Genomic DNA, 25746 nt, shown 5'->3' on the forward strand with positions numbered 1-25746 from the left:
TGCCCGGGGGCGCGCGCGGACCGCGGGGGCGCCCCGGAGGGGACGGGCGCGCCCGCCCCCGAGAGGGCCACCTCAACGGCTGGTGAGCCGACGAGTCGTCGGCTCACGACATCCATCAGGACAGTTCGTCAGGCGCAGCCCAGTTCGCCCAGCATGCCCTCGCGCAGCCGGGTGATGATCCGCTTGATCATCCGGGACACATGCATCTGCGAGCAGCCGAGATGTTCGCCGATCTCCGCCTGGGTGGCCTCCTCCACGAACCGCATATGGATGATCTGCCGGTCGCGTTCGCTCAGCGCGGCCATGAGCGGCGCGAGCGACTGGAAGTCCTCCACGAGCCGCAGCCCGTTCTCCTCGACGCCGATGAAGTCGGCGAGGACCGTCTCGCCGCCCTCGGGTCCGTCGCCGGTGAGCGCGGCGTCCAGGGACGAGGAGTTGTAGCCGTTGGAGGCGATCTGGGCCTCGACCACCTCGTTCTCGGGAATGTTCATGAGCGTGGCGAGTTCGGCGACCGTCGGCTCGCGGTCCAGGCGGCTGGCGAGTTCCTCACGGGCCTTGGCCAGTTCCACCCGCAACTCCTGTAGCCGCCGCGGCACATGCACGGCCCACGTGGTGTCACGGAAGAAACGCTTGATCTCGCCGACGATGTAGGGCAGCGCGAACGAGGTGAACTCGACCTCCCGGGCGAGCTCGAAGCGGTCGATGGCCTTGATCAGACCGATCATTCCGGTCTGGACGATGTCCTCCATGTCGTCCCCGCGGCCGCGGAACCGGCCGGCCGCGAAGCGCACGAGCGACATGTTCATCTCAATGAGCGTGTTGCGCGCGTACTGGTATTCGTGCGTGCCTTCCTGGAGCTCCGTCAGGCGCAGGAAGAACCGGCGGGACAGCTCCCGCGCGTCACGCGGAGCCACGGTCCGCGGGTCCTCGACTCCCGGCAGTGGTTCGTCGCCCGTCGTCCTGGTCCTGGCGGTCTCCTGGGCGACCTGTGCCTTCGACCCGATCACGGCGGTGTCCATTGCTCTCCTACGAAAGTCACGGCTCGGCGTCTGCTTCCTGCCCTGCGTGTACCCGTGCTGTGACGGCGCATGCCAGCCGCGCGGCAGTGGGGCGGTGGGCGCTCAGAGCCGGGTGGCGACGATCAGCTCGTGGAGGTAGCGCTTGGTGACGCTGCCGCCGTGCCGGGTCTCGATCAGCTCCCGGACGCAGGTCAACAGGCCCTGGCGGGCGGTGTCGTCGAGCGCGCGGTGGCCCGAGTAGGTGAGCAGGACGTCGATGTACTCGTCGGCGCAGTACGTGATGTCCTGGAGGTACCGGGTGGCCACGACGTTCCCGAAGCGCTGACCGCGCTCCAACTCGCCGGTGTCCGTGGCGATTTCCGACGCGTCCTGTAGGCGCAGGCCGGGCGGCGTGGCCGGGTCCCAGCGTTCGTAGCAGCGCTGGGCCCGGGCGAAGAAGTCCGTGCTGCCGCCCGCCACATGCTCGGTGGTGACGAGCGCGAAAAGACCGCCGGGCCGCAGTGCGTCCGCCGTCCTCTCCACTCGGGTGGCCGGGTCGAGCCAGTGGTACGCGGTGGCGCACACCACGAGGTCGAACGGCTCGCGCGGCAGCGGCCAGTGCTCGAAGTCCGCCACCTCCACGTCCACCCGGGGAAACTCCCGAAGTCGCCGCCGGGCCACGGTCGCCATGGCGGGACCCAGCTCCACGGCGGTGATACGGCAGCCGAACTCGGCGAGCGGAACGGTGAGTTGGCCCGTCCCGGACGCCACCTCCAGGACCCGGGAGTCCGGACCGAGGTCCGCGACCCGCGCCAACTCCTCGATCAAGGCGCGGGGATAGCGGGGCCGGGCACGGTCGTACAGCTGTGCGACCTCGTTGAACGTCTCGCGCAGCACCGTTCCCTCGCCCCTTCGCGATCGTGATTCCACCCAGGGCAGAATGCCGATCTCTTCCCCTCACGTCCAGGGAATTTAGTCTGGAGAGGTGAGCAACCAAGCGCCGAACCAAGCCCGCGTGATCCCCCTGCGCCCGCCGGCCGCGCGCCCGGGGACCGTCGCCCGCCCAGCGTCCGAACGTCCTGCCGTCGCCCCGCCCCGCACGGCGCCGCCGGACCCGGCCCCCCGAGATCCCCTCGGGCCGAAGGAACCTCTCTGGCGCGACCTGGTCGGAGACGTCCTGCGGCGCGAGCGCCTCGCCCAGGAACGCACGCTCAAGGACGTGGCCGACGCGGCCCGGATCTCGATGCCGTACCTCTCGGAGGTGGAGCGCGGCCGCAAGGAGGCCTCGTCGGAGGTCCTCGCGGCCGCCGCGCACGCCCTCGGCCTGGGCCTGGGCGACCTGCTGTCGCTGGCGCAGGGCGAGCTCGTCCGCGGCTCCGGTCGAAGCCGTCGCCCCTCCACGGCGCCGTACAACGGGCTCTGCCTGGCCGCCTGAGGACCCCCGCCCGCCGGCGCCTCAGACCACCCCTGCGAGGCGCCGGCTCAGTACCTCGTCGGCCAGGCCGTACGTCACGGCCTCCTCGGCGGTGAACACCTTGTCGCGGTCCATGTCCGCGCGCAGCGTCGCGATGTCGTGGTGCGTGTGCCGGGCGAGCACCTCCTCGACCTGGGAGCGGATCCGCACCATCTCCTTGGCCTGGAGGGCGAGATCGGAGACCGTGCCCCGGCTGCCGCCGGTGGCCGGCTGCCCGAGCAGCACGCGCGCGTGCTCCAGCACGATCCGCCGCCCGGGATCCCCTCCGGCCAGCAGGACGGCCGCCGTGGACGCCGCCTGCCCGACGCAGACCGTCGAGATCGGCGCCCGCACGAAGGTCATCGCGTCGTAGATCGCCATCAGCGAAGTGAACGATCCGCCGGGCGAGTTGATGTAGATCGCGATCTCGGTCTCCGGGGCCGACGCCTCCAGGTGGAGGAGTTGCGCGATGACGACGTTGGCGACACCGTCGTCGATCTCGGTGCCGAGGAAGATGATCCGCTCCGACAGCAGCCGGCTGAACACGTCGTAGGACCGCTCGCCCTGCGGGGTCCGCTCGACGACGTTCGGAATCGTGTAGCTCCCCATGTCACAGCCCCATCCGTCGCTTCGAGGCGGCCGGGCGGACGTCGCCGAGGGACTCGACGACCCGGTCCACCATGCCGTACTCCCTGGCCTCCTCGGCCGTGAACCAGCGGTCGCGGTCGCCGTCCCGGGAGATGGTCTCCGGGCTCTGCCCGGTGTGCTCCGCGGTGATCTGCTCGATGCTCCGCTTCAGTTGCTCCAGGTTCTCCGCCTGGATCTCGATGTCCGCGGTGGTGCCGCCGATGCCCGCCGACGGCTGGTGCATCATGATCCGCGCGTTGGGCAGGGAAAAGCGCTTGCCGGGCGTGCCCACACTGAGCAGGAACTGCCCCATGCTCGCCGCGAAGCCCATGGCGAGCGTCGCGACGTCGTTCGGGATCAGCCGCATCGTGTCGTAGATGGCCAGGCCCGCGTGCACCGAACCGCCGGGACTGTTGATGTACAGGCTGATGTCGGTGCGCGGGTCCTCCGCGGACAGGATCAGCAGCTGGGCGCAGACGCGGTTCGCGGAGACCTCGTCGACCTGGGTGCCCAACAGGACGATGCGCTGCGCGAGCAGTTGGGCGGCGAGGTGGTCGTCGAACCGCGTCGGAGGGGTGTCGCCCTCCTCCGCCCGCGGCAGCAGGGCCGGCCCGGGGCCGGCGGTGAATGGAGACATCGGCGCTCCTTTGTCGAGTGGTTGCGAACTCCACTCTGGGTCCGGGCCGCGCCCTGCCGGGGATTTCTAGGCCCGCAGCAGATTCGCCGTCGGCAGAGCGCTCATCCGGCGCCCTTCTCCCGCAACTCCCGGAAGAACGCCCGCACATCGCCCACCAGCAGGTCCGGCTCCTCCATCGCGGCGAAGTGCCCGCCCCGGTCGAACTCGGTCCAGCGCACGATGTTCTCGGTGCGGTCCGCGTGGTGCCGCAAGGCGAGATGGAGCTCGGCCGGGAAGAGGGCGAGGGCGGTCGGAGCCGTCGACGGTTCGTCGGGCCGGGCGGCCCGGCCGCCCGTGACGTTTGCCCGCTCGTAGTAGACCCGGGCGGCCGAACCGGCGGTCCCGGTCAGCCAGTACAGCATCACGTTGGTCAGCAGCCGGTCCCGGTCGACGGCCTCCTCGGGCAGTTCCGCGGAGTCCGTCCACTCCCGGAACTTCTCCACGATCCAGGCGAGCTGGCCGACCGGCGAGTCGGTGAGCGCGTACGCGAGGGTCTGCGGGCGGGTGACGTGCAGGGCGGCGTATCCCGCGCCCTGGCTCGAGAACTCGCTCCAGCGGCGCCACGACGCGAGCGTGCGCTCCCGCTCCGCGGGATCGAGCGCGGCCAGTTCCCCGGGGGTCGGTTCGGTGGTCGCCTGCGCGCCCGGCAGCAGATTGAGGTGGACGCCGATGACCCGGTCGGGGTGGGCCCGGCCCAGCTCGCGGGAGATGCCCGCGCCCCAGTCGCCGCCCTGCGCACCGAACCGTTCGTAGCCCAGCCGCCGCATCAGCTCGGCCCACGCGCCGGCGATCCGGCCCGCCTCCCAGCCCGTGTCCGGGGCGGGCCCGGACAGCCCGAACCCCGGAATGCTCGGTACGACGATGTGGAAGGCGTCGGCCGGATCGCCGCCGTGGGCGGCCGGGTCGGTGAGCGGCCCCACCACGTCGAGGAACTCGACGATCGACCCCGGCCAGCCGTGGGTGATGATCAGCGGGGTGGCGTCGGGCTCGGGGGAGCGGATGTGGGCGAAGTGGACGTTCGCCCCGTCGATCGTGGTCGTGAACTGCGGCCATGCGTTGAGCTGCGCCTCGGCCGCCCGCCAGTCGTAGGAGTGCCGCCAGTACCGGACGAGCTCCCGCAGGTAGTCGGCCGGTACGCCGTACGCCCAGCCTGTGGCGGACAGGTCGTCCGGCCAGCGGGCGCGGTCGAGACGGTCGTACAGGTCGTCGAGGTCGCCCTGCGGGATGTCGATGCGGAAGGGGCGGACCGTGGCCGTGGGTGTGCCCGGGGGCGAAGACGTCATGATCCGGATGCTAGTTCGGGACGGTGTATTGGCCACCTGGATTAATCGGCGCTCCGACCGATGAGTTCCGCGGCGAGGATCGGTCGATACAGATGACCGCGTTCCACGACCCAGGAGGTACTCATGACGACCGACGGATTCACCACGTGTCTCTGGTTCGACGGCCAGGCCGAGGAAGCCGCCCACTACTACGTCTCGGTCTTCAAGAACTCCAGCATCGGCAGGCTGGAGCGCTACCCCGAGGGAGCGCCCCAGCCCGCCGGCTCCGTGCTGACCGTCGAGTTCACGGCCAACGGCCACAAGTTCCTCGCGCTCAACGGCGGCCCCGAGTTCAAGTTCACCGAGGCGATCTCCTTCATGATCTTCTGCCAGAACCAGGAGGAGATCGACTACTACTGGACCAAGCTCACCGAGGGCGGCGGCGAGCCCGGCCCCTGCGGCTGGCTGAAGGACAGGTACGGCGTGTCCTGGCAGGTCATCCCCGACCGCCTCATCGAGCTGACCACCGGCCCGGACCAGGAGAAGGCGGGCCGCGCGATGAAGGCCATGATGTCGATGGGCAAGCTCGACATCGCCGCCCTGGAGAAGGCGGCCGCGGGCGAGTGAGACCTATGCACCGAGGCTCGCCGTGACCACCCGGGTGATCTCCCGGGCGATGCGCAGGATCCCGGGGGAGCGGACCGGGCAGGGTTTCGGCGTGGCCGTCGTGGGGGCCAGGCAGAAGTGCAGGTAGTCCTTGTCGAGGTGGAGGGCGGTGCGGTCGCGGGCGGGCTGGGTGCAGTAGTCGGGGTGGTCGTGCTCGTAGGACGTGCACGGCAGGTACTGGACCCAGGTGTGACGGGCTCCGGCGGGGCTGACCGTCTTCCCCGCGTCGGCGACCAGGTCTCCCGAGGCGGCGGCCCGCTCCTCGTAGAGGGCGTTGACCCGCCGGACCCGGTCGGGGGTGATCGGGTCCGGGCCCTGTGACACCCAGACGATCCGCGGGCGCTTGGCTCCGCCGGCCGCGGCGATCTGCTCGGTGAGCCGCTCGGCGTCGGCGGCGTACCGCTTGAAGTACTCGGCCCGGGAGTCCGCGTAGGTGATCCCGTCCATGCACCACGTGTAGCCCCACGCGTTGCCCCAGAACTGGAGGACCACGACGTCCGGCCGCAGTGAGCGCACCAGGGCGGCCGCCTTGTCCCGGTCCGGGACGAGCGAGCGCGCTCCGGTGCCCTCCAGGTAGTCGCACAACGTGGTCCCGGAGTAGGGGGCGCTGGTGTACTTCGCCCGCAGGTCCCGGCGCAGCTCCTGCCCGAGCACCCGCTGGTTCTCCATCGCCAGCGAGTCACCGAGGTACAGCACGCTGGGCGCCCGCACGGGGGCCCGCTCAGAGGCGGCCGGCCGCCGGTGCTCGGTGGCGGCCGACGAGGCCGGTACGTCGGGGGAGGGCGGCGGGCCCTCCGGGGTGTCGGACGCCGGATCCGTGCACGCGCCCAGCAGTAACCCGGCGAGCAGCACGCCCACCCTCCACGGTGCACGGATCCACGGTCTCCGCATGCGACCCACTCCCGCCCCGACCCTCAAAACGGTTCCCCAGGCAAGCACAGCCGGGCACCAGGGGGAAGACACGCGTCGGCCACGACAACCGGGGAGGGTGTGAATCACACGTTCGAGTGACAGACATCAACTCCCTTTCATGCAAGGGACGTTCAGTCCTAGCGTGTGGGGCCGGTCACGGAACGGCAGGGGAGCGGACGATGCGTGTGGAGATCAGGGTCGGGGCGGACGACGGGCTCGCCGCCCTGGACCTGTACCGGTGGCTGCGCAAGGACCCGGAGCTCCGCCGGCACGCCGCGGTGAACCCGGGGCGCCCGCGACCCGGCGACGGGACCATGGGTGCGACGGACGTCATCGAACTCGTGGTCGGCCAGTCGATCGCCGCGCTCAACCTCGCGCTCGCCTACGCCGCCTGGCGCGCGGCACGCCCCACCGCCCCCTGCGTCACCATCACCGTCGACGGCAGATCGGTCACGCTCCAGGGGGCCTGCGACGACGAGACGATCCGGCGGATCACGGACCTGCTGAGCCGCCCGGCGGACGGGCCACGCCGGCCGGAGAACGACCTGGAGACCGCGTAGTGCCCCTGCCCGATCCCGCCGCCTCCCGCGCGGTCGTCGTCGGCGTCGCCGACTACGAGGACATGCCCTCCCTGCGGACGGTGGCCGCCGGCGTCAAGAAGATCACGGAGCTGCTGACCGCCCCGGACCTGTGGGGGCTGCCCGCAGAGCACTGCGTCGTCCTGTCCGACCCGAAGCACCCCGGCGACGTCCTCGACGCCGTACGCGTCGCCGCGCAGCAGGCCAAGGACACGTTCCTGCTGTATTTCGCGGGTCACGGACTGCCCTCGCGGGACGGCGGACTGTGCCTGATGCTGCCGAACGCGGATCATGACCGGCTCTACGACGCGGTGCGGTACGACGATCTGCGGCACGTACTGCTGACCGAGTGCAACGCGCACAGCCAGGTCGTGATCCTGGACTGCTGCTTCAGCGGGGCCGCGATCCAGCGGTACATGGGCGGACCGGAGGACGTCGCAGACCAGACGGTCGTCGACCGCACCTACGTCATGACGGCATGCGCGGAGGGGAAGAAGGCCTTCGCTCCGGGCAAGGAGCGGTACACGGCCTTCACCGGCGAGCTGGTCACCGCGCTGGAGAACGGGGTGCCGGGCGGCCCGGATCCGCTCGACATGGACACGGTCTTCCAGCACGTACGGCGGGCGCTGGTCGCGAAGGGCAGGCCGCAACCGCAGCAACGGGCCACCAACGTCGGCCACCGCATCGCACTGGTACGCAATCGCGCGGCCGATGCCGTGGCGGGCCCGGGAACACCGACTCCGCCCGAGCCTCGCACATCCGCCGGGCGCCGGGGCGCGCGCCTCGGCAGTCGGCGACGGCGCGCGATCGTGTGGGCGTGCGTGGCCGCGACGGTGCTCACGACCGCCGGTTTCGTCTTCCTCCCGCCCTTGCTGGGCGACGCGCCGGACGGAGGATCCCTCATCGGTTCGCACCGGAAGGCCGACCTCTGCGCGCTGACCGCGCCCACCGCCCTCGGCCGCTTCGGCGACACCGAACAGGACCCGGCGTACGGCAACTTCGACCGCTGTGACGTCCTCGTGCACCGCGCGGACGGCGGCGTGGTGGACGTCGTGGTCGACCTGGACAACGGACGGCCGGAGGAGACCGCCGGGGCGCGGACCGAGGGTGCCGTCAAGATCCTTTCGGAGCCCACGCAGAGCGACCGGTGCACCCGGCTGCTGCTGCCCACCGGCGACGACGTCACCGTGGCGGTCACCGCGAAGTACGCCGAGGACGGAAAGGCGCCCCTGTGCGAGATGGCCGATGTGGCGGCCGAGCACGCGGTCGCCGCCCTCAACAAGGGACCGATCGACCGTCGTGGCGGAGACTTCCCCGAGGACTCGCTGGCGCGCCAGGACGCCTGTGCACTGCTCGACGCCGAGGCCCTCGACATCGTCCCCGGGATCGACGCGAACGAGCCGGACCCCGGATTTGGATCATGGTCGTGCGACTGGCAGAGCACGACCAGCGACCTGCGGGTCGACCTGTCCTTCGACCGAGGCCAGCCGCTGTCCGCCGCGGACGGCTCGCTCACCTGGATCGTGAACCGGCGCGCACTCGTCGTGCCGGAGGCCGAGGGCGAAGACACCTGCCGTGTCCAGGTGGTACAGCGCACCTACGTCGACGAGCAGCGGGAGACGACCGTCGAGACACTGAACGTGCTGGTCGAAGGCGACCGCCCGCAGGACGATCTGATGCGGATGGCGACCGAACTCGCCGCCTCGGCCGCCGCCCGCCTTCCGAAGGCGTAAGGGGCCTCACACGCGGTCGGCCGCGATCAGCAGGTACTGGAAGCTGCCGTTGCGGTACGCGGTCAGGAAGGTGTCCTCGATGCCCGTGACCAGGTGGTCGGCCTGTTTGCGCAGTTCCCAGTACGGAATGGCCGCGTCGGTCAGGTCCTGCACATGGACGGGCACCAGCCGGTTGCGGGCCAGGGCGCGGAAGTACGCCGAGCGGGCGTGGATGTCGCAGATGTAGTGGGCGTTGATGAGGGAGACCTCGCGGGAGGCCTGCCCATAGGTGTCGTTGTAGCAGCCGGTGATCACCACATAGCGTCCGCCGCGGCGCAGCAGCCGGGCGTGCTCGGCGAACAGCAGGTCGAGTTCGACGTACATGGTGGACTCGTTGTTCCAGGACGCGGCGTACGCCCCGGTGGGGAATCCGGTGTCCAGCATGTTGCGGTGGTGGTAGCGCACCCGGTCGTCGATGCCCCGCTTGCGGGCCTGCGCGTTCGCGAACTCGGCCTGTTTGGCGGAGATCGTGACACCGTCGGCGTGGCAGCCGTACCGCAGATGCGCGACGACGCTGCCGCCGCCGCGCCCGCAGCCGGCGTCGAAGACACGGTCGTCGGGGGTGAGAGGGCCGAGGCGGGCGGCGAGGAGTTCGGCCTGGGCGTGCTCCAGGCGGTGCAGTTCGGCGGTCACGCGCTCGCGCCGCAGCACGGCGTCGGGCTCGTCGAGCACGGACCGGTCGACGTCGCCGACGCCGTAGTGGTGGTGGTAGAGGTCGTCGAGCTTTCCGAGTTCGAGGTTGACCGGGTTCTCCTCGGCGTTCCAGTAGTCCGCGACGCGGGTCTGGTACGTCGACTGGGTCGGCACCGATGCGCTCGTGGTGCCGGCGTCGGCGGTCGTCAACAGTGGCTCCCTGTGGTGCGTCTGACGAGACGTCAGTGTGGGTGTTACCAGTAGTTGGGCAGGTGGTAGCGGTGGGTGTTGGTGGCGTGCCACTCGTGGTTGCCGGACACCCAGGCCGCCAGGCCCTCGGCGTAGCGTTCGACGAGGGGCGATCCGGCGGACAGCGCCGCGGACTCCTCCTCGAAGGCCTCCATGATCCGGTTGTGGATCTCCACGGCCTCGAGGTAGGCGGCCTTCAGCCCGCACCGCTCGTTGGCGGCGACGACCACGGGCAGATTGAGGTGTGTCGGGTCGCTCGCGAGTTCCTTGGTGAAGGAGTACAGGTCGTTGACGATCGTGGTGGCGTTGCAGGCGAGGGCCGTGACCCGCTGGATCTCGGGGCGGGCGTAGAGCGCCTCCGGCAGCTCGTAGCCGTCCACGGCATCGACGATCGACAGACAGGGACGGAAGTTGTTGAACTGCCGCATCACCAGGTACTCCCACACCCGCGGCACGTACCGGATCTCCGACCAGGCGGCCTCGGCGAGATACCCGAGATGCAGCCGGGCGATGTCCTGGACGAAACGGTCCGTCTGACTGGGGGTGGCGAAGGCGGCGTAGTCCTTGAGGGCCCAGTGGTACGAGCGCAGCGGCCCGTCGGCCTGGACGCCCTCCCGCCACTCCTCCTCCAGCTCGGGGGTGCCGTGGTACGGGTCGAGCGCCGACTGGGCCAGGATCAGCCGGGCGCCGAGGCCCCGGGATGATCCGCCCTTGCCCTCGTCCTCCTCGCAGTAGCAGTTGTCGACGAGGTTCTCGGCGAGCAGCAACTCGCCCGCGACGGTGAGACGTTCGAGGTCCACCGCGCCCGGATGCTGGAGCACCACGGCCCGGCCGAACTGGAACCCCGAGAAGTCCCCCGTCCACGCGGGGGGAAAGAGGTCGAGACCCCGGGCCCAGGCCTCCAGTCTGCGGTCGACCTCGCGCACCTTCTCGGGGTCGGCGGCGACGGCGGGCCGGTACCTCAGCCCGGGGATCGGGCCGCCTCGCCGTGCGGGGGCGGTACGGGCGAGGCTCGGCGGCCCGGGCAGGCGCGGTGCGGAACCGGATGCAGGGGGTGCGCTCATTGACGTACTCCTCGATGGAATCCTGGATGGCTCCTCCCCGTCAGTCGGCCGTCCGGCCGATCTGCACGTTCTCCAGGATTCCCGCCGCGTCGGGCACGAGGATGGCCAGCGAGTAGTAGGCGGTGACGAGGTAGCGGATGATCGCGTTGCCGTCGATGCCCATGAACCGCACGTTCAGACCGGGCTGGTACTCCTCGGGAATGCCGGTCTGGTATAGGCCGACGACACCCTGGTCCGCCTCTCCGGTGCGCAGCGCGATGATGCTGCTGGTGTGCTGCGGGCCGATCGGGATCTTGCTGCACGGGAAGAGCGGCACACCGCGCCACGCCGGGACCTCGTGGCCCTCCACGTTCACCGTGCCGGGCACCAGGCCGCGCCGGTTGCACTGCCGGAAGAAGGCGGCGATGGCCTTCGGATGGGCGAGGAAGAGCCGGGTCTTGCGGCGCATGGCGAGCAGTTCGTCGAGGTCGTCCGGGGTCGGCGGCCCCGAGAAGGTGCTGATGCGCTGGCCGTAGTCGGTGCTGTGCAGCAGCCCGAACTCCCGGTTGTTGACCAGCTCCCACTCCTGCCGCTCGCGGATCTCCTCGATGGTGAGCCGGAGTTGCTGCTCGGTCTGGTTCATCGGGTCGTTGTAGAGGTCGGCGACCCGGGTGTGGACGCGCAGCTGGGTCTGGGTGAGCGACAACTCGTACTCGCGCGGGGCGAGTTCGTAGTCGACGAAGCCGCCCGGCAGCACCGGCTCGCCCACGTGACCGGCCTGCACCGGGACGTCGGCCTCGCCCTTGCGGTTCATGGGCTTGCTCTGCCGCTCGGCGTACGCCTCCAGATGGGCCGCCAGGGACGGGGTGCGCCCGGTGAACTCCGTGAGGGCGTCCCAGGCCAGCGCCAGTACGACCCCGGCCGTCTCGGCCCGCACCGACGTCAGCCACAGCGGATCGGCGCGGCCGACGGCCTCGTCGCCCAGCCCCTCGCCGTCGGTGACGACCCCGATGACCTCCTCCTCGCCGTACTTGCCGACCGCGAAGCGGGTGAACCGGCCGTGGACGACCAGGTAGGCCTCCGTGACGGGCTGGCCGGCCTCGACGAGGATCTGCCCGGCGCGCACCTCCCGTACCCGGAAGCGGGAGGCGATCTCCTTGAGGGCCTCGGTGTCCGAGTAGCCGCGCAGGGCGGGCAGTTCGGTCAGCGTCTCGGGAATGACCTTGACGTCGTCGGCGCCGTTCTGGTCGAACTGCACCCGGCCGCGGCCGACGCGCAGCTGGAGACGCCGGTTGACCCGGTAGGCGCCGCCCCGGACATCCACCCATGGCAGCGTCTTGAGCAGCCATCGCGAGCTGATGGCCTGCATCTGGGGTTCGGACTTGGTGGTCGTGGTGAGCTGGCGTGCCGCCCGCGTGCTGAGACTGGTCAGCTCGCCGTCGCCGGGGGTCTGGGTGACGGGTTCGGGGGCGGGGTCGTCGGTGGCGGGTCCGGTGGCGCTGTCGGGTGCGGACACATTCCCTCCCTGGGAGTGAACAGGGGCGAGTGGAGTGGTCGGTCGAGCGGCCTGATGACGGCGACCGCGGGGCGGATGAGCCGGGCGGGCCGTATGCACCAGCGAATCAGCCCAGGTGGTGGGCGGTAACCGCGCGAACGGGGCGGTTTCGGTGCCCGGGGAGGTGAAAACCCCCGAAGGAGGTAAAGGGGGAACGGGCGTGTGATCGCACGCCGGTCATGCGGTCCGCACTCCTGGCGCGCAGGGCGCCCGGCCGCCGCACACGCCGCCGACCCCGCTCCCCGCCGGTGAGCCGGCTCGTCGGGGCCGTCGTATGAAGCGGACCGTGTCGTTCGACGCGCGGTCCGGCGAACCGGTCGCTAGCGTGAGGAAGCGGACCACCCACCGATCCGGAGAGGGCCGCAGTCATGGCCGTACAACCTGAGGGAACCCCCTGTTGGGCCGATGCGATGTTCAGCGACGTCGAGGGAGCCAAGAGCTTCTACGGCGACGTCCTCGGCTGGACCTTCGGCGAGGCGTCGTCGGAGTACGGCAACTACACCCAGGCCTACGCCGACGGCAAGGCGGTCGCCGCCGTCGTGCCGCCGATGCCCGGACAGGAGGGGCCGTCGCAGTGGTGCCTGTACTTCGCGTCCCCGGACGCCGCGGCGACCGCCCGCAAGATCCGTGACAACGGCGGCGAGGTGGTGATGGAGCCGATGCAGGTCGGCGACTTCGGCACCATGTGCCTGGGCCGCGATCCCAGCGGCGTCGTCTTCGGCGTGTGGCAGGCGGGCGCCCACGAGGGCTTCGAGGCGCCGCCCGAGCAGCCCGGGGCGTTCTGCTGGGCCGAGGTCTTCACCCGCGAGCCCGAGAAGTCGGACGCGTTCTTCCCGGCCGTCTTCCCCTACAGTGCGAAGCAGATGCAGGACGACGCGGTCGACTTCCGCATGTTCGAGGTCGCCGGCGACACGGTCCTCGGCCGCATGAAGATGACGGACGAGTTCCCGCCCGAGGTGCCGTCGTACATCAACGTCTTCTTCACGGTCGACAACTGCGACGACGCCATCGCCCGGGCCACCAAGCTCGGCGGCGTCCTCAGGTTCGGGCCGATGGACACGCCGTTCGGCCGGTTCGCGGCCCTCAGCGACCCGCAGGGAGCGAATTTCTCGGTGATCGACGTCACGACGACCTCGGGCGAGATGCCGCAGGTCGCGGACGTCTCCTGAGCTCTGTCCGAGCGCCCCGCCCGTCCGTGGCATGATCGGAGCCATGCGTGAACGTGTGGTGGCCGCGTGCGACGGCGCTTCGAAGGGAAATCCAGGACCGGCGGGCTGGGCCTGGGTCGTCGCCGATGTGTCGGAAATTCCGGCCCGCTGGGAGGCGGGGCCGCTCGGCAAGGCCACCAACAACGTGGCGGAACTGACCGCGCTGGAGCGCCTGTTGGCGGCGACCGACCCGGACGTGCCGCTGGAGATCCGGATGGACTCCCAGTACGCCATGAAGGCCGTCACCACCTGGCTGCCCGGCTGGAAGCGCAACGGCTGGAAGACCTCCGCCGGAAAGCCGGTCGCCAACCAGGACCTGGTCGTGCGCATCGACGAACTGCTCGACGGCCGCTCGGTCGAGTTCCGCTACGTGCCCGCCCACCAGGTCGACGGCGACAAGCTCAACGACTTCGCCGACCGCGCCGCCAGCCAGGCGGCCATCGTCCAGGAGGCGGCCGGCAGCGGACTCGGCTCGCCCGAGCCGCCGCCCGCCCCGGACACCCCGGCGTCGAGCGCCCCGCGCCGCAAGCCGGGCGCGTCCCGGCCGCGCGGCGGGTCCGCACCGGCCACGAAGTCCGCACGGACCATCAAGGCCAAGTTCCCCGGCCGCTGCCTGTGTGGACGCGGCTACGCGGCGGGCGAGCCGATCGCCAAGAACGCCCAGGGCTGGGGGCACCCGGAGTGCCGCACGGAAGCGGCCGGATAGTCCCGGAACGTGCCGGACGCTCCCCGGGCGAGCGCGGGCGGGCGCGGGAGAGCACGATGCTCAGTTCACCGTGCCGCGCCAGCCCCCAGTCTCCTGGCCGCGCTCCTCGATGAAGTTCTTGAAGCGCTCCAGGTCCCCCTTGGCCTGCCGCTTCACGACCCCGAGCTTGTCACCGACCTTCTCGGCGATGCTGTCCGGATGGAAGTCCATCTGGAGCATCACCTTGGTGTGGTCGTCGTCGAGCCGGTGGAAGGTGACCGCACCCGCCTGCTCGGCCTCGCCGGCGATCGTGGTCCAGGCGACCCGCTCGTCCGGGATCTGCTCCGTGATCTCCGCGTCGAACTCCCTGTGCACCCCGTTGACGTTGGTCACCCAGTGCGTGAGCGTGTCCGTGCGCTGCTCGATGCGCTCCACGCCGCCCATGAACTCGGGAAAGGTCTCGAACTGCGTCCACTGGTTGTAGGCCGTGTGCACGGGAACGCCGACCTCGATGGATTCCTCGACCTGCGACACGAGTGATCGCCTCCTTCGTCTCGTCGGCTGTGTCCGGCGCGAGTACCCGTGACCTGCGGAGCGAATCGCCGACGGGCTGCCGTGGCGCCTTCCTGCTACTCTGCGTTGCCCATTGAACGCTACGGGTAATTCCCAGGAGTGCGCGTGAAGGTCGCCTGCGTCGGCGGCGGGCCCGCCGGCCTGTATCTCTCGATCCTGCTCAAGCGGCAGGACCCGTCCCACGACATCACCGTCCACGAACGGAACCCGGAGGGCTCGACCTACGGCTGGGGCGTGACCTACTGGCGCGGGCTGCTCGACAAGCTGCACGCGCACGACCCCGAGTCGGCCCGCGCCATCGAGGGCCACTCGCTGCGCTGGAGCGACGGCGTCGCCCACGTACGGGACGTGGCCACGCGCCACAGCGGCGACGAGGGCTTCGCCATCGGCCGCCACCGCCTGCTGGAGATCCTCGCCGCACGCGCCCGATCCCTCGGCGTACGGCTGGAGTTCGCCCACGAGATCACCGGCGGGAACCTCCCCGCGGCCGACCTGCTCGTGGCGGCCGACGGGGTGCACAGCGCACTGCGCACCCGTCACGCCGGCCACTTCGGCGAGGAGATCGGAGTCGGCCGCAACCGCTACATCTGGCTCGGCACGACGAAGGTCTTCGACGCCTTCACCTTCGCCTTCGTCGAGACCGACCACGGCTGGATCTGGTGCTACGGCTACGGCTTCAGCCCCGAGCGCAGCACCTGCGTCATCGAGTGCGCCCCCGAGACCTGGACCGGCCTCGGGCTCGACCGGGCGAACGAGGACGACGGACTCGCCCTCCTCGAGAAGCTCTTCGCCGACGTGCTGGACGGCCACGCCCTCATCGGCCGCACCTCGGCCCAGGGCAGCGCCCAGTGGCTGACCTTCCGCACCCTCACCAACCGCACCTGGCACCGCGGCAACCTCGTCCTGCTCGGCGACGCCGCCCACACCACGCACTACTCGATCGGCGCCGGCACCACCCTCGCCCTGGAGGACGCGCTCGCCCTGGCCGGCGCACTGCGCGAGCACCCCGCACTCCCGCGGGCCCTCGCCCGCTACGAACAGGAGCGCAAGTCGCAGCTCCTGTCCATCCAGAGCGCGGCCCGCTACAGCGCCCAGTGGTACGAGAACCTGCCGCGCTACATCCACCTGCCCCCGCAGCGGATGTTCGCCCTCCTCGGCCAGCGCCACTCGCCGCTGCTGCCGCACGTCCCACCCCAGCTGTACTACCGGATCGACCAGGCCGCCGGACAGCTGGAAGCGCTGCGCAGGCTCAAGCGCTGGCTGGGACCGAAGGTCGCACGCACCGTGCACGCACGGGCGTTGGGGTCCCGGGGGTCCCGGGGCTCCGGCAGGCAGCTCTGACCCGTCCCTTCATCGGGCCTATATCGGATATCGGATATCGGACCTTTATCGGAACAGCCGGTCGAGGAAGGCGTTCTCGAAGACATGGTGCGGGTCGAGCCGGTCCAGGGTCCCGGCCGCCTGCCTCCACGCGGTTTCGCCGAACGAGGTGGGGATCGTCGTACCGAGCACCTGCTCGTCGCTCCAGGCCGCCTCATCGGTGTACGCCCAGCCCTTGGACCACTCGACCCGGGCGAGGGCGTGCCCGCCGTCGTACGTGCCGAGCAGGAACCGCTCCATCTCGCGCAGGAACGCCTCCGCGTACGGCGTGCCGGGCAGGGTCAGCACGTTCAGCCAGACGGCGGTGTCCCACTCGGGGTGCGCTTCGCTCGGTCGCAGCGCCGACAGCAGCGGGGTGCGGGCACCGTCCACTGCGGCGTCGGCCGGGTCGTCGAGGCCGGTCACCCGGATCTCGACCGAGCCGTTGACCGGGAAGCGGCCCAGGGCCGCGTACGCCGTGAGCCGCTCCCGGTAGAAGGCGGTGAACTCGGCCAGGACACGCTGTACCTGGTCCCGGGTGGTGAGCACCGCGGATCCGTTCGTGGTCACCCGGAGCGTGGTGGGCCTGAGGTAGAGCAGCGTGTTCTTGGAGGGGCCCCAGATGTCGGCGGACAGGGTCGCCACGAGCCCGAGCGCCGCCGCGTCGTACTGCGCGTTGCCGAGCACCGGGGCCAGATACCAGGCCGCGTCCGAGACGATCCGCCCGGCCAGGTCCGCCACCGGCGTCGGGATGTTGTCGGAGAACGGGTAGTTGTACGGCGAGTTCACCCGCCGCGAGGTGAGCGGCCGGGTGGGGGAGACGCTCCACACCTTCAGCCACGGGAACTCGGTGAAGGCGAACCAGATCGCCTCGACGCGCCCGGCCTGGTCCAGGAAGCTCGCGAACGTGCGTCCGTCCGCACCGGGTTCCGCGAACAGCTCGCCCGCCGGGATGTCCGTACGGCTCACGCACCGCAGATTGGTGTTCGCGCCCACCCGCAGCACGACCTCGGTGACCAGGGCGCGGCCGAGATGGGTGAGGAGTGCGGCGCAGTCCGCCTCGTCGCGGCCGTAGGTGCGCAGGACGTAGGCGCCGCTGTCCTCGTCCCACACGACCGCCGTCAGCTCCAGCACGAGATTGCTGAGCGAGCCGTACGTGTGCCCGGGCACCTGCCGCTCGCCCTCGGCCGGTACCGCGGTGCCGTGCGCGTCGACGGCCAGGGCGCCGCCCAGGGTGAGGCCGCCCGGAGCGGGCGCGGCGGTGACGCCGAGGCCGTGCCCCTCCAGGAAGGTCAGCAGCGCCTCCAGCGTGACGCCGGTGCCGGCGCGGACGGAGGACGCCGACTCCAGGGCCAGGCCGGTGAGATGGGAGACGGTGTCGACCAGCAGGACGCGGTTGTCCGCCGAGGTCCCTTCCGTGATGGTCAGCGGGGACCAGCCGTGCGCGGAACCCCGGGCGCGCACCGTCCAGCCGTGCCGCCAGGCCCAGTTGACGGCGGCCACCGCCTGGCCGGGGCCGGTCGGCGCACAGGCCCACAGCCCCTCGGCGGTGATCTCGCCGGCCCAGTTCCGGTACGCCGACCGGTACAGGGCGACACCCGCCGGGAAGTCCGGCAGCTCCTCGGCCGCGACTGCCGGATCCGCCGCCACGAGCACGGGTACGGCGGTCAGGGCGGCGGCGGAGCGGAGGAAGCCGCGGCGGGTCCAGGAGGGGTCGTCGCGCGGGAAGCCGCGCACTGAACGATCGGTCACGGGCTCACGCTAGGCGCCGGTTGACACGGGCATGCTTTCTGTCGCATCCCCTCACTCGTGTGAGTGAAAGATTCACAGGTGAGCGGCCGGATCCACCGGTTCCGCGCACCCAGGTGACGGATGACAGACTGGCGCCATGGACGAGCGCACATTCGGTAGGTCGCAACAGCACGCATCCGTCGTCGGTCTCGGCACCTGGCAACTGGGCGCCGACTGGGGAGACGTCGACGACAAGGAAGCCCTGACGGTGCTGGAGGCGGCGGCAGAGTCGGGAGTCACCTTCTTCGACACGGCCGACGTGTACGGCGACGGGCGCAGCGAGCAGACCATCGCCACGTTCCTGCGCGGCAGGCCCGACCTGCACGTGCTGGTCGCGACGAAGATGGGCCGCCGCGTCGACCAGATCCCGGAGAACTACGTCCTGGACAACTTCCGGGCGTGGAACGACCGTTCCCGGCGCAACCTCGGCGTCGACCGCGTCGACCTGGTCCAGCTGCACTGCCCGCCGACGCCCGTGTACTCCACCGACGAGGTGTTCGACGCCTTGGACACCCTGGTCGAGGAGGAGCGCGTCGCCCACTACGGCGTCAGCGTGGAGACCTGCGCGGAGGCGCTCACGGCGATCGCCCGGCCGAACGTGGCGAGCGTGCAGATCATCCTCAACCCGTTCCGCATGAAGCCGCTGCGCGAGGTGCTGCCCGCGGCCCAGGAGGCCGGCGTCGGCATCATCGCCCGCGTCCCCCTGGCCTCGGGCCTGCTGACCGGCAAGTACACCAAGGACACCGTCTTCCCCGAGAACGACCACCGCACCTACAACCGGCACGGCGAGGCCTTCGACCAGGGCGAGACCTTCTCCGGTGTGGACTACGCGACGGGCGTCGAGGCCGCCGCCGAGTTCGCCGCCCTCGCCCCGGAGGGGTACACCCCGGCTCAGCTGGCCCTGCGCTGGATCGTCCAGCAGCCGGGCGTGACCACCGTGATCCCCGGCGCCCGCTCGCCCGAGCAGGCCCGCGCCAACGCGGCCGCCGCCAGGCTGCCGGAGCTGTCCGAGGCGACGCTCACCGCGATCCGTGATCTGTACGACCGGCGGATCAAGGACCAGGTGGAAGCCCGCTGGTAGGTCGCCGCTGCTCTGCTCAGGGTTCCAGGAGCAGTTGCCGTTCCTGCTCCTGGTCGCCCGAGGCGGTCCCCTGGTCGTGCACGGGGAAGGCGAGGGCCAGCGCGTCGCTCGCCTTCTCCACCGCCTGAGGGGTGCCCTGCACGGTGACGGTCACCGGCGCGGACAGCTGCCCGGCGCCGCTCTCAGCGACCCCGGCCGGCAGGTCGTCCGTACTGTCGAACGTGGCCGTGTGGACCGTGGCGTTGTCGTCGGCGGGCAGCTCCTGCGCGGCGCCGAAGGCGGGCTCCAGGGCCCGCACGACCGCCCGGGCGTCGGTGGTGCTGCCGCCGCTGAGTGTGACAGTGAGTTCGGTGCCGGACATGGTCAACGGGGCTCCTCGGCTGGTCGGCGTCGAAAGGCGGGGTGTGACGGCCGCGACCGTCACGCCGTACGTCCCGCGCTCCGTGTAACCGTCCGGTGATCGCTGAAACCGTCGCCGGTCCCGCCGGCCGCCCGTCGCGTCGGCGCGGTCGCAAACACGTTGCGTCACATCCCGTTCCCCTCGCTGTCACGACTGGACCATTTCGCGTGAAACAGGGAACACGGTGCTGTGGGCGCACACCGGCCCCAGCCGGGCAGGGAGGAAGCTTGTCGGTGAACGAAAGCGGAGCAGAGACGCGAAACAGGGGCCGTCACGAAACCGAGGAGGAGAGAGCCGACCGGAAGTGGGGAGAGCTGATCCAGGAGATCAGAGTCGCTCAGACGGGCGTGCAGATCCTGTTCGGCTTCCTGCTCACCGTCGTGTTCACACCGAAATACGCGCAGTTGGAGAAGACGGACCAGAACATCTACATCGTCACGGTCGTCCTGGGCGCCGCCGCCACCGGCGCGTTGATCGGTCCGGTGTCCCTGCATCGCCTGGTGGTCGGGCGGCGGGTCAAACCGCAGGCGGTCGTGTGGGCCTCCCGGCTGACCTTCGTCGGCCTGGTGCTGCTGCTCGCCACCATGACGGCCGCGCTCCTGCTGATCCTCAGGGTCGCGGCCCACGACGGATATGTGCCCTGGCTGGTCGCCGGAGTCGTCCTGTGGTACTTGCTGTGCTGGTTCGCGGTGCCGATGCTGACGCGGCGCCGGCATACGTCGTCCAAGTGACGCCGGCACCGAAGCCCGCACCCCGCCTCAGGCCCCGCCCACGACGTCCGCCAGGAAATCGTCGATCCGCAGCTCCTCCCGCCCCGGCGGCACGACCTCGCGGGTCTCCCGCAGGAAGGCCGCGAGCGCCGGAGCCCACGCGAACACCACGGCACGCTGGCAGCCTCCGTCCGAGCGGGCGTCGCCGAGGAGCTCCATGCGCAGTTCCTCCCACCTGCCCGTCGACACGGGGCGCAGCCGGACGTCTCCCACCCCGACCGGACGCCCCAGCCCGTCCGTGAGCATCTCCCGGTCCAGCCGCCACCGCGCGAGCACCCGCCCGTCATGACTGAACACCGCGGTGACGGCGAACGGGTCCGCCGCGTCGTAACTCAGGTGAGCGAGCACCGGACAGCGGCTCGTGGCGCCCGCCTGGAGCTGCACGACGAGGGTCTTGTGCACGAAGGAGTTCACGAGAGGGCCTCCGGGGAGAACAGTCGTAGAGCCCTCTAGTACCCGCGTCGTGCACAAGATGCTCAGCCGTCCGGGTGATTGCGCTGGGCCCCGCGCAGCGCGGTGATGCAGCTGACGATGGCCTGCTGGAGGTCCTCCAGACGCTGCACCATGTCGTCCTCGTAGAAGTCCTGGGCGTCGTCGAAGGTGAGCTCCTCGAACACCTTCGTGGCCTTCTGGAGGCTGCTGTAGAACTTCGTCCGCCGTTCCTGGACGCGCAGTTCGGGATCGGCCTCCACGGCCTCGACGACCAGCGACTTCATGGTGTCGTAGGCCTCGGTCGCCCACTCGCCGGTGCCCTCGTCCTCCTCCAGCTCGTCGAGGAGCGACAGATGCCGCTCGGCCTCCTGGCGGAGGTCGACGGGCGCGTCGACGGTCTGCCCCGCGGGCGTCTTGATCTGGCCCGACTCGGCGATCTGCCGCACGTATCCGATCCGGTCGGCCGCCCGGCTCTCGGTGGCGACGGCCTTCTTCAGGTCGTCGGTGCGTACGACGTCACGCGCCAACTCGGCCTGGAGTTCCGGGTCCTCCCGCAGCCGGTCGAGCAGGGCGCCGCGCGCCGCGCGGGCGGTGGAGGGGTCGGCGAGGATCGCGGCGCGCAGCGCGGTCGGATTTTCGGCGACCTCGAGCGCCTTGGTCGGCCGGATGCCCTCGGCCTCGGCGGCCTGAGCGATGGCCGTGCCGCGCTCGGAGGTCGCGCTGGAGCGGGAGACGTAGTAGCTGAGCCACACGTCGGAGTCCGGCAGTTCCACCTCCTGGCCCGGCGCCAGCGCCTCGAAGTGCGGGACGAGACCGTCGTCGGCGGCCCGGTCCCAGGCCTTGTAGTAGCGCATGACGCGCTCGGCCGAGCATCCGGCCAGTTCGGCGAACTCCTTCGCGGACACCTTCGGCGTCTCGTCCGCGCTCTGGCCGCCGGGGCGCACGCTCCGCGCCACCATCAGGCCGAAGGCCCATCCTCCGGTCCGCGCATACACCCCGAACTCGCGCGCGTCGCGCGCGACGAGGTCGGACAGGGGCACGGGGGACGTCTCGGACGTGGCGATCGCTACGGTCACGGGTGATTCTCCTGGGCAGGCTGGTCGAACTGCGCAACGGGCAGGTCGGAAGCCTATCCGCACCCTCTGCGATGCCGTGCCCGCCGGACCGCGGCGCGGCCCGCTGCGCTCAGTCGAACGTGTCGTGCAGCGCGGGCAGCAGCGTCTTCGCCGACCAGTCCAGGTACTCGGGCTGGGACTCCCCGCCGATCTGCACCAGGGCGATCTCGGTGAAACCGGCCTCGGCGTACGGCCGTACGGCCTCGACGAAGTCGTCCGGGTCGTCGCCGCACGGGATCGAGTCGACGACGTCGTCGGGGGTGACGAACTGGGTGGCCGCCTCGAAGGAGTCGGGGTGCGGCAGTTCGGAGTTGACCTTCCAGCCGCCGCCGAACCAGCGGAACTGCGCATGGGCGCGCTTGACGGCCGCGTCCCGGTCGGGGTCGTAGCAGACCGGCAGTTGGCCCACCCGCGGCTTGCCCGCGCCGCCGTGGCGGTCGAAGGCGTCGAGGAGTCCCGCCTTGGGTTCGGTGGCGATCACCAGATCCGCCAGGTGGCCCGCGAGGGAACAGGACTGCTCGCCGGAGACGGCGATGCCGATCGGCGGCGGCTGGTCCGGCAGGTCCCACAGCCGGGCCGACTCGACGTCGAAGTGTGGCCCCCGGTGATTGACATGGCCGCCCTCGAAGAGCGCGCGGATGATCTCCACGGCCTCTTCCAGCATCTCGTGCCGCAGGTCGACGGACGGCCAGCCGCCGCCCACCACATGCTCGTTGAGGTTCTCGCCCGCCCCGAGCCCCAGCCGGAACCGGCCTTCCGACAGCAGCTGCGTCGTCGCCGCCTTCTGCGCCACCACCGCCGGGTGGTAGCGGAAGATCGGACACGTCACGTACGTCATCAGCGGAATGCGTGAGGTCGCCTGGGCGGCAGCGCCCAGCACGCTCCACGCGTACGGCGAGTGACCCTGTGCGCGCAGCCACGGAAAGTAGTGGTCAGAGGTCACCGAGAAGTCGAAGCCCACCTCCTCGGCCCGCACCACATGGTCGACGAGGTCTCGGGGCCCGGCCTGCTCGGTCATCATCGTGTATCCGATTTGCACCATAAGGGCTGAGTCCCCGGTCGCGAGCAGTGAAAACAGATGACCCGGGGCCCCTCGATCAGGGCGGACGATCGGGAGAGGATGCCCCCATGAGTCGCCCGCTGCCTACGAGCACCCCCGCCGCCCAGGGCGTCGACGCGTCCGGCGTCCAGGCCTTCCTCGACGCCCTCGAAGCCGCCCCCGACATCGAGCCGCACGGCCTGATGATCCTGCGGCACGGTCAGGTCGTGTCGTCCGGCTGGTGGGCGCCGTACGCGCCCGACCGCCTCCATCTCCTGTACTCGCTCAGCAAGAGCTTCACGTCGACGGCCGCCGGCCTCGCCGTCGCCGAGGGGCTGATCCGGCTGGACGACCCGGTCATCTCGTACTTCCCGGAGTTCGAGGCTGACATCACCGACCCGCGCAGCCGCGCGATGCTCGTCCGGCACGTGGCGTCCATGGCCAGCGGTCACCTCGCCGAGACCTACGAGCGGGCTCGCGTGCTCGACCCGCAGGAGGTGGTCCGCGGATTCCTGCTGGTCCCGCCGGAGCGCGATCCGGGCACCGTCTTCGCGTACAACCAGCCGGCCACGTACACACTCGCCGCGATCCTCCAGCGTGTCACCGGCAGGTCGCTGAGCGAGTACCTGCGGCCCCGGTTGCTGGATCCGCTCGGCATCGGTGAGGTGGCGTGGACGCGGTACCCGGCGGACCGCGAGATCGGCTTCAGCGGACTGCACGCCACGACCGACGCCATCGCCCGGCTCGGCCTGCTGTATCTGCGGGACGGGGTGTGGGAGGGCGAGCGGCTGCTGCCCGAAGGGTGGGTGGCCGAGGCCACGCGGGCGCACGTCGCCAACGCCGACGGCACGCCCGAGGGCGCGGTGTCGGACTGGCAGCAGGGCTACGGCTTCCAGTTCTGGATGTCCCGGCACGGCTATCGCGGTGACGGGGCGTACGGCCAGTTCTGCCTGGTGCTCCCCGAGTGCGACGCCGTGGTCGCGATGACGGCGGCGACCGAGCAGATGCAGGACGTGCTGAACCTGGTCTGGGAACATCTGCTGCCGGCGTTCGGCCCCGAGCCGCTGCCCGGCGAGCGCCACGAGGACACGGTCCTGGCGCAGCGGCTGGCCCGCCTCGCGCTGCCCCCGGCCGCGGGCAAACCCGCCCCACCGGAGCGGGCCGAGGACTGGTCCGGCGCCGAGTTCGCACCCTACGGCGGTGTCTGCGCGGGCCAGCCGACGCTGACCGCGGTCGGGATCGGGGCCGGGGCGGACGAGGGCGGCCGGCGTCTGACGCTCACCGACGACGGCGCACCGCTGACCCTGCGGCTGGCCGGACACGGCTGGAACGTCGAGGACGACGGGCCGGTCCCGACCGCGGTGAGCGGGGGATGGACCGACGCGGACACCCTCGTCGTCGACGTGGCCTTCCTGGAGACGCCGCACCACCTGGTGGTGACGTGCTCGCTCCCGGACCGGACCTTCACGGCCCGGTGGCGCACGGCGCCGCTGCACGCGGAGTCGCTCCACTCGCTGCGCGCGCCTCGGGGATCAGTCTGAGGGCTGCCGGAACGTCCTCAGGAAGGTGTCCAGCGCCTCCTGGTTCGCGGCGTCGGTCCAGTCCGCGGCCGGGGTCGTCCATCGCAGCGAGAAGCTCCGGCCCTCCCCGATGAGGAAGCCGCGGCCGAACGTGCGCACGCGGGTGCCGTCGTCATCGGCGAGCCACTCCATGTCGGCGGCCTCGTCCCCCTGGTACGTCGTCGCGCGGATCTCGCCGATCCGCCGGTAACCGTCCCCGTCCTCCAGATTCGGCTCGACGTCGTCGCGCCAGACGGCGACGGGATCCGGGCCCACGCGTTCGCTGTAGGTGACGGCGAGCGTGCGCGGGTCGTCGTCCGCACCGAAGACGACGCGGTACGCGAGATCGGCCTGGCGCGTCGTGCTCAGCGGCTTCCAGCCCTCGGGGAGGGCTACGGAGAATCCCTCCGGTGAGTGGTAGCGGTCGTATCCGGCGGGCAGCGCCCGGCCCGGGGGGGACGTCGTCGGGGTAGGGGTAGGGGTCGGGGTCGGACTCGCGGGTGCGGTCCGGGTCGGTGTGGGCGTGGGGGTCCGGGGCGGGCGGGAGGGCTGTTCGCCCGCGCGGTCGTCGGGAACGCTGGGCGAGACGCTCGGCAGCGGTGCCGTGCCGGTCGCGGAGCCCTCGGTGCCCGGCAGTTGACGGGTCACCGCGAGGACGGCGACGGCGACCGTGACCACGGCCAGAGCGGTCCCGGCGACCATGGTGCGCCTGCTCCACCCCGGGCCCACCGCGTACAGACCGCGCAGCCGGGGCCCGGACAACGTGCCCACCAGGGCTTCGGGGTCCTCGTCGAGGACACGGATGAGCGCCTCGCGGACCGCCGGGCGGGTCAGCCGATCCCTGGAGTCCTTGAGGAGCAGCCCCTGCACGGTCGGGGTGAGCGGCCCGGCGCGCACCGGCGAACGCAGCGGAAGCCGGTCCACGCCCTTCAGGGTCGCCTCGGGCCGGTCCCGGTCGCGGAACGGCGGGCGGCCCTCCATGAGCGTGTAGAGGATCGCGCCCAGCGCCCACATGTCGGCGGCCGGCCCGATGCGCTCGTCGCGGGCCTGCTCGGGAGAGGCGTACGACGGCGCGGTGACCCGCGGCGCGAGGGTCGCGCCGGCCAGTCCGAAGCCGGTGACCACGACGGAGCCCTGCTCCCGGACGTACACCTGGCCGGGGCTGAGCTCGCCGTGCGTGATGCCCTCGCCGTGTGCGGCCTCCAGGACGTCGATGCGCTGGTTGGCCATCACGGCGATGCCGTCGGTGAGTCCGGCGCGCGGCATCTCGTGCCAGCCGCGCCAGTCGTGGCCGGGCTCCCAGGCGGGCA

Annotated in this window: 26 protein-coding genes; 10 read left to right on the top strand and 16 right to left on the bottom strand. The window is 71.2% G+C overall.

The genetic code is table 11. The features are described from left to right. Positions 1–128 precede the first annotated feature (128 nt). Positions 129–1019 (bottom strand): RNA polymerase sigma factor SigF, encoded by an 891-nt coding sequence (locus AB0I77_RS51220; RefSeq protein WP_363289899.1) that lies wholly within the window; start codon positions 1017–1019, stop codon positions 129–131. A 102-nt stretch (positions 1020–1121) separates the two neighbouring features. Continuing rightward, on the bottom strand, positions 1122–1895 hold the full coding sequence (locus tag AB0I77_RS51225; RefSeq protein WP_363289900.1) for a class I SAM-dependent methyltransferase: 774 nt from the start codon (positions 1893–1895) through the stop codon (positions 1122–1124). A gap of 88 nt (positions 1896–1983) precedes the next feature. Between AB0I77_RS51225 and AB0I77_RS51230 the strand changes: the two genes are divergently transcribed. After that, on the top strand, positions 1984–2433 hold the full coding sequence (locus AB0I77_RS51230; RefSeq protein WP_363289901.1) for a helix-turn-helix transcriptional regulator: 450 nt from the start codon (positions 1984–1986) through the stop codon (positions 2431–2433). A 21-nt stretch (positions 2434–2454) separates the two neighbouring features. Here AB0I77_RS51230 and AB0I77_RS51235 read toward each other — a convergent pair whose 3' ends face one another. The 3 genes from AB0I77_RS51235 to AB0I77_RS51245 all read right to left on the bottom strand — a co-directional run bounded on the left by AB0I77_RS51235 (position 2455) and on the right by AB0I77_RS51245 (position 5037). Next, complete coding sequence (locus AB0I77_RS51235; protein WP_363289902.1) at positions 2455–3060, bottom strand: ATP-dependent Clp protease proteolytic subunit; 606 nt, start codon at positions 3058–3060, stop codon at positions 2455–2457. 1 nt (position 3061) lies between these two features. After that, positions 3062–3715, bottom strand: a complete 654-nt coding sequence (locus AB0I77_RS51240) for an ATP-dependent Clp protease proteolytic subunit (RefSeq protein WP_363289903.1) — start codon at positions 3713–3715, stop codon at positions 3062–3064. 101 nt (positions 3716–3816) lie between these two features. Then, positions 3817–5037, bottom strand: coding sequence for an epoxide hydrolase (locus AB0I77_RS51245; protein ID WP_363289904.1), 1221 nt, complete (start codon positions 5035–5037; stop codon positions 3817–3819). Positions 5038–5160: 123 nt separating this feature from the next. Here AB0I77_RS51245 and AB0I77_RS51250 point away from each other — a divergent pair, with 123 nt between their 5' ends. Then, positions 5161–5643 (top strand): VOC family protein, encoded by a 483-nt coding sequence (locus AB0I77_RS51250; protein WP_363289905.1) that lies wholly within the window; start codon positions 5161–5163, stop codon positions 5641–5643. A gap of 3 nt (positions 5644–5646) precedes the next feature. Here AB0I77_RS51250 and AB0I77_RS51255 read toward each other — a convergent pair whose 3' ends face one another. Further along, positions 5647–6558 (bottom strand): SGNH/GDSL hydrolase family protein, encoded by a 912-nt coding sequence (locus tag AB0I77_RS51255; RefSeq protein WP_363289925.1) that lies wholly within the window; start codon positions 6556–6558, stop codon positions 5647–5649. Between the two features lie 215 nt (positions 6559–6773). On the opposite strand from AB0I77_RS51255, the gene AB0I77_RS51260 reads away from it, so the two are divergent. Together AB0I77_RS51260 and AB0I77_RS51265 are read left to right on the top strand one after the other, a co-directional pair. After that, entirely contained in the window at positions 6774–7154 is a 381-nt protein-coding gene (locus AB0I77_RS51260) for a hypothetical protein (RefSeq protein WP_363289906.1), read from the top strand. Next, complete coding sequence (locus AB0I77_RS51265; protein WP_363289907.1) at positions 7154–8905, top strand: caspase family protein; 1752 nt, start codon at positions 7154–7156, stop codon at positions 8903–8905. Before AB0I77_RS51260 ends, AB0I77_RS51265 begins: the two co-directional genes overlap by 1 nt. 6 nt (positions 8906–8911) lie before the next feature. Here the strand turns inward: AB0I77_RS51265 and AB0I77_RS51270 are convergent, their stop codons facing one another. The 3 genes from AB0I77_RS51270 to AB0I77_RS51280 are packed head-to-tail and all read right to left on the bottom strand — an operon-like array spanning position 8912 to position 12385. Continuing rightward, complete coding sequence (locus AB0I77_RS51270) at positions 8912–9787, bottom strand: geranyl diphosphate 2-C-methyltransferase (RefSeq protein WP_363289908.1); 876 nt, start codon at positions 9785–9787, stop codon at positions 8912–8914. 44 nt (positions 9788–9831) lie between these two features. Then, positions 9832–10890 carry a family 2 encapsulin nanocompartment cargo protein terpene cyclase gene (locus AB0I77_RS51275; protein ID WP_363289909.1) on the bottom strand — a complete coding sequence of 353 codons (1059 nt, stop codon included), beginning with the start codon at positions 10888–10890 and terminating at the stop codon, positions 9832–9834. Positions 10891–10930: 40 nt separating this feature from the next. Beyond that, positions 10931–12385 carry a family 2B encapsulin nanocompartment shell protein gene (locus tag AB0I77_RS51280; RefSeq protein WP_363289911.1) on the bottom strand — a complete coding sequence of 485 codons (1455 nt, stop codon included), beginning with the start codon at positions 12383–12385 and terminating at the stop codon, positions 10931–10933. 407 nt (positions 12386–12792) lie between these two features. On the opposite strand from AB0I77_RS51280, the gene AB0I77_RS51285 reads away from it, so the two are divergent. Beyond that, positions 12793–13593, top strand: coding sequence for a VOC family protein (locus tag AB0I77_RS51285; protein ID WP_363289912.1), 801 nt, complete (start codon positions 12793–12795; stop codon positions 13591–13593). Between the two features lie 31 nt (positions 13594–13624). Beyond that, the gene (locus AB0I77_RS51290) at positions 13625–14338 is read left to right on the top strand and encodes a ribonuclease H (protein WP_363289913.1); all 714 of its coding nucleotides are present in this window, start codon (positions 13625–13627) and stop codon (positions 14336–14338) included. Between the two features lie 60 nt (positions 14339–14398). On the opposite strand, the gene AB0I77_RS51295 is transcribed toward AB0I77_RS51290, so the two are convergent. After that, positions 14399–14851, bottom strand: coding sequence for an SRPBCC family protein (locus AB0I77_RS51295; protein WP_363289914.1), 453 nt, complete (start codon positions 14849–14851; stop codon positions 14399–14401). A gap of 138 nt (positions 14852–14989) precedes the next feature. Between AB0I77_RS51295 and AB0I77_RS51300 the strand changes: the two genes are divergently transcribed. Then, positions 14990–16231: an FAD-dependent monooxygenase gene (locus AB0I77_RS51300; protein ID WP_363289915.1), complete on the top strand. Its 1242-nt coding sequence runs from the start codon at positions 14990–14992 to the stop codon at positions 16229–16231. A 45-nt stretch (positions 16232–16276) separates the two neighbouring features. Here AB0I77_RS51300 and AB0I77_RS51305 read toward each other — a convergent pair whose 3' ends face one another. After that, positions 16277–18001, bottom strand: coding sequence for a cholesterol oxidase substrate-binding domain-containing protein (locus AB0I77_RS51305; protein ID WP_363289916.1), 1725 nt, complete (start codon positions 17999–18001; stop codon positions 16277–16279). 136 nt (positions 18002–18137) lie between these two features. On the opposite strand from AB0I77_RS51305, the gene AB0I77_RS51310 reads away from it, so the two are divergent. Further along, positions 18138–19121 (top strand): aldo/keto reductase, encoded by a 984-nt coding sequence (locus AB0I77_RS51310; RefSeq protein ID WP_363289917.1) that lies wholly within the window; start codon positions 18138–18140, stop codon positions 19119–19121. A 16-nt stretch (positions 19122–19137) separates the two neighbouring features. On the opposite strand, the gene AB0I77_RS51315 is transcribed toward AB0I77_RS51310, so the two are convergent. Continuing rightward, positions 19138–19482 (bottom strand): hypothetical protein, encoded by a 345-nt coding sequence (locus tag AB0I77_RS51315; protein ID WP_363289918.1) that lies wholly within the window; start codon positions 19480–19482, stop codon positions 19138–19140. Positions 19483–19754: 272 nt separating this feature from the next. Between AB0I77_RS51315 and AB0I77_RS51320 the strand changes: the two genes are divergently transcribed. After that, the gene (locus tag AB0I77_RS51320; RefSeq protein ID WP_363289919.1) at positions 19755–20252 is read left to right on the top strand and encodes a DUF6328 family protein; all 498 of its coding nucleotides are present in this window, start codon (positions 19755–19757) and stop codon (positions 20250–20252) included. A gap of 27 nt (positions 20253–20279) precedes the next feature. On the opposite strand, the gene AB0I77_RS51325 is transcribed toward AB0I77_RS51320, so the two are convergent. The 3 genes from AB0I77_RS51325 to AB0I77_RS51335 form a co-directional block, all read right to left on the bottom strand. Then, a complete protein-coding gene (locus AB0I77_RS51325) occupies positions 20280–20705 on the bottom strand; it encodes an SsgA family sporulation/cell division regulator (RefSeq protein ID WP_363289920.1) in 426 nt (141 codons plus the stop codon). A 62-nt stretch (positions 20706–20767) separates the two neighbouring features. Then, complete coding sequence (locus AB0I77_RS51330) at positions 20768–21799, bottom strand: hypothetical protein (RefSeq protein WP_363289921.1); 1032 nt, start codon at positions 21797–21799, stop codon at positions 20768–20770. A gap of 109 nt (positions 21800–21908) precedes the next feature. Next, the gene (locus AB0I77_RS51335) at positions 21909–22880 is read right to left on the bottom strand and encodes an LLM class F420-dependent oxidoreductase (protein ID WP_363289922.1); all 972 of its coding nucleotides are present in this window, start codon (positions 22878–22880) and stop codon (positions 21909–21911) included. A gap of 86 nt (positions 22881–22966) precedes the next feature. Here AB0I77_RS51335 and AB0I77_RS51340 point away from each other — a divergent pair, with 86 nt between their 5' ends. Next, positions 22967–24418 (top strand): serine hydrolase, encoded by a 1452-nt coding sequence (locus AB0I77_RS51340; protein ID WP_363289923.1) that lies wholly within the window; start codon positions 22967–22969, stop codon positions 24416–24418. Here the strand turns inward: AB0I77_RS51340 and AB0I77_RS51345 are convergent. After that, positions 24410–25746: serine/threonine protein kinase (locus AB0I77_RS51345; RefSeq protein WP_363289924.1), on the bottom strand; the 1337-nt coding region annotated here is incomplete at its 5' end. The genes AB0I77_RS51340 and AB0I77_RS51345 overlap by 9 nt on opposite strands.

The sequence above is a fragment of the Streptomyces sp. NPDC050619 genome (assembly GCF_040654815.1).
Classification (GTDB): Bacteria; Actinomycetota; Actinomycetes; order Streptomycetales; family Streptomycetaceae; genus Streptomyces.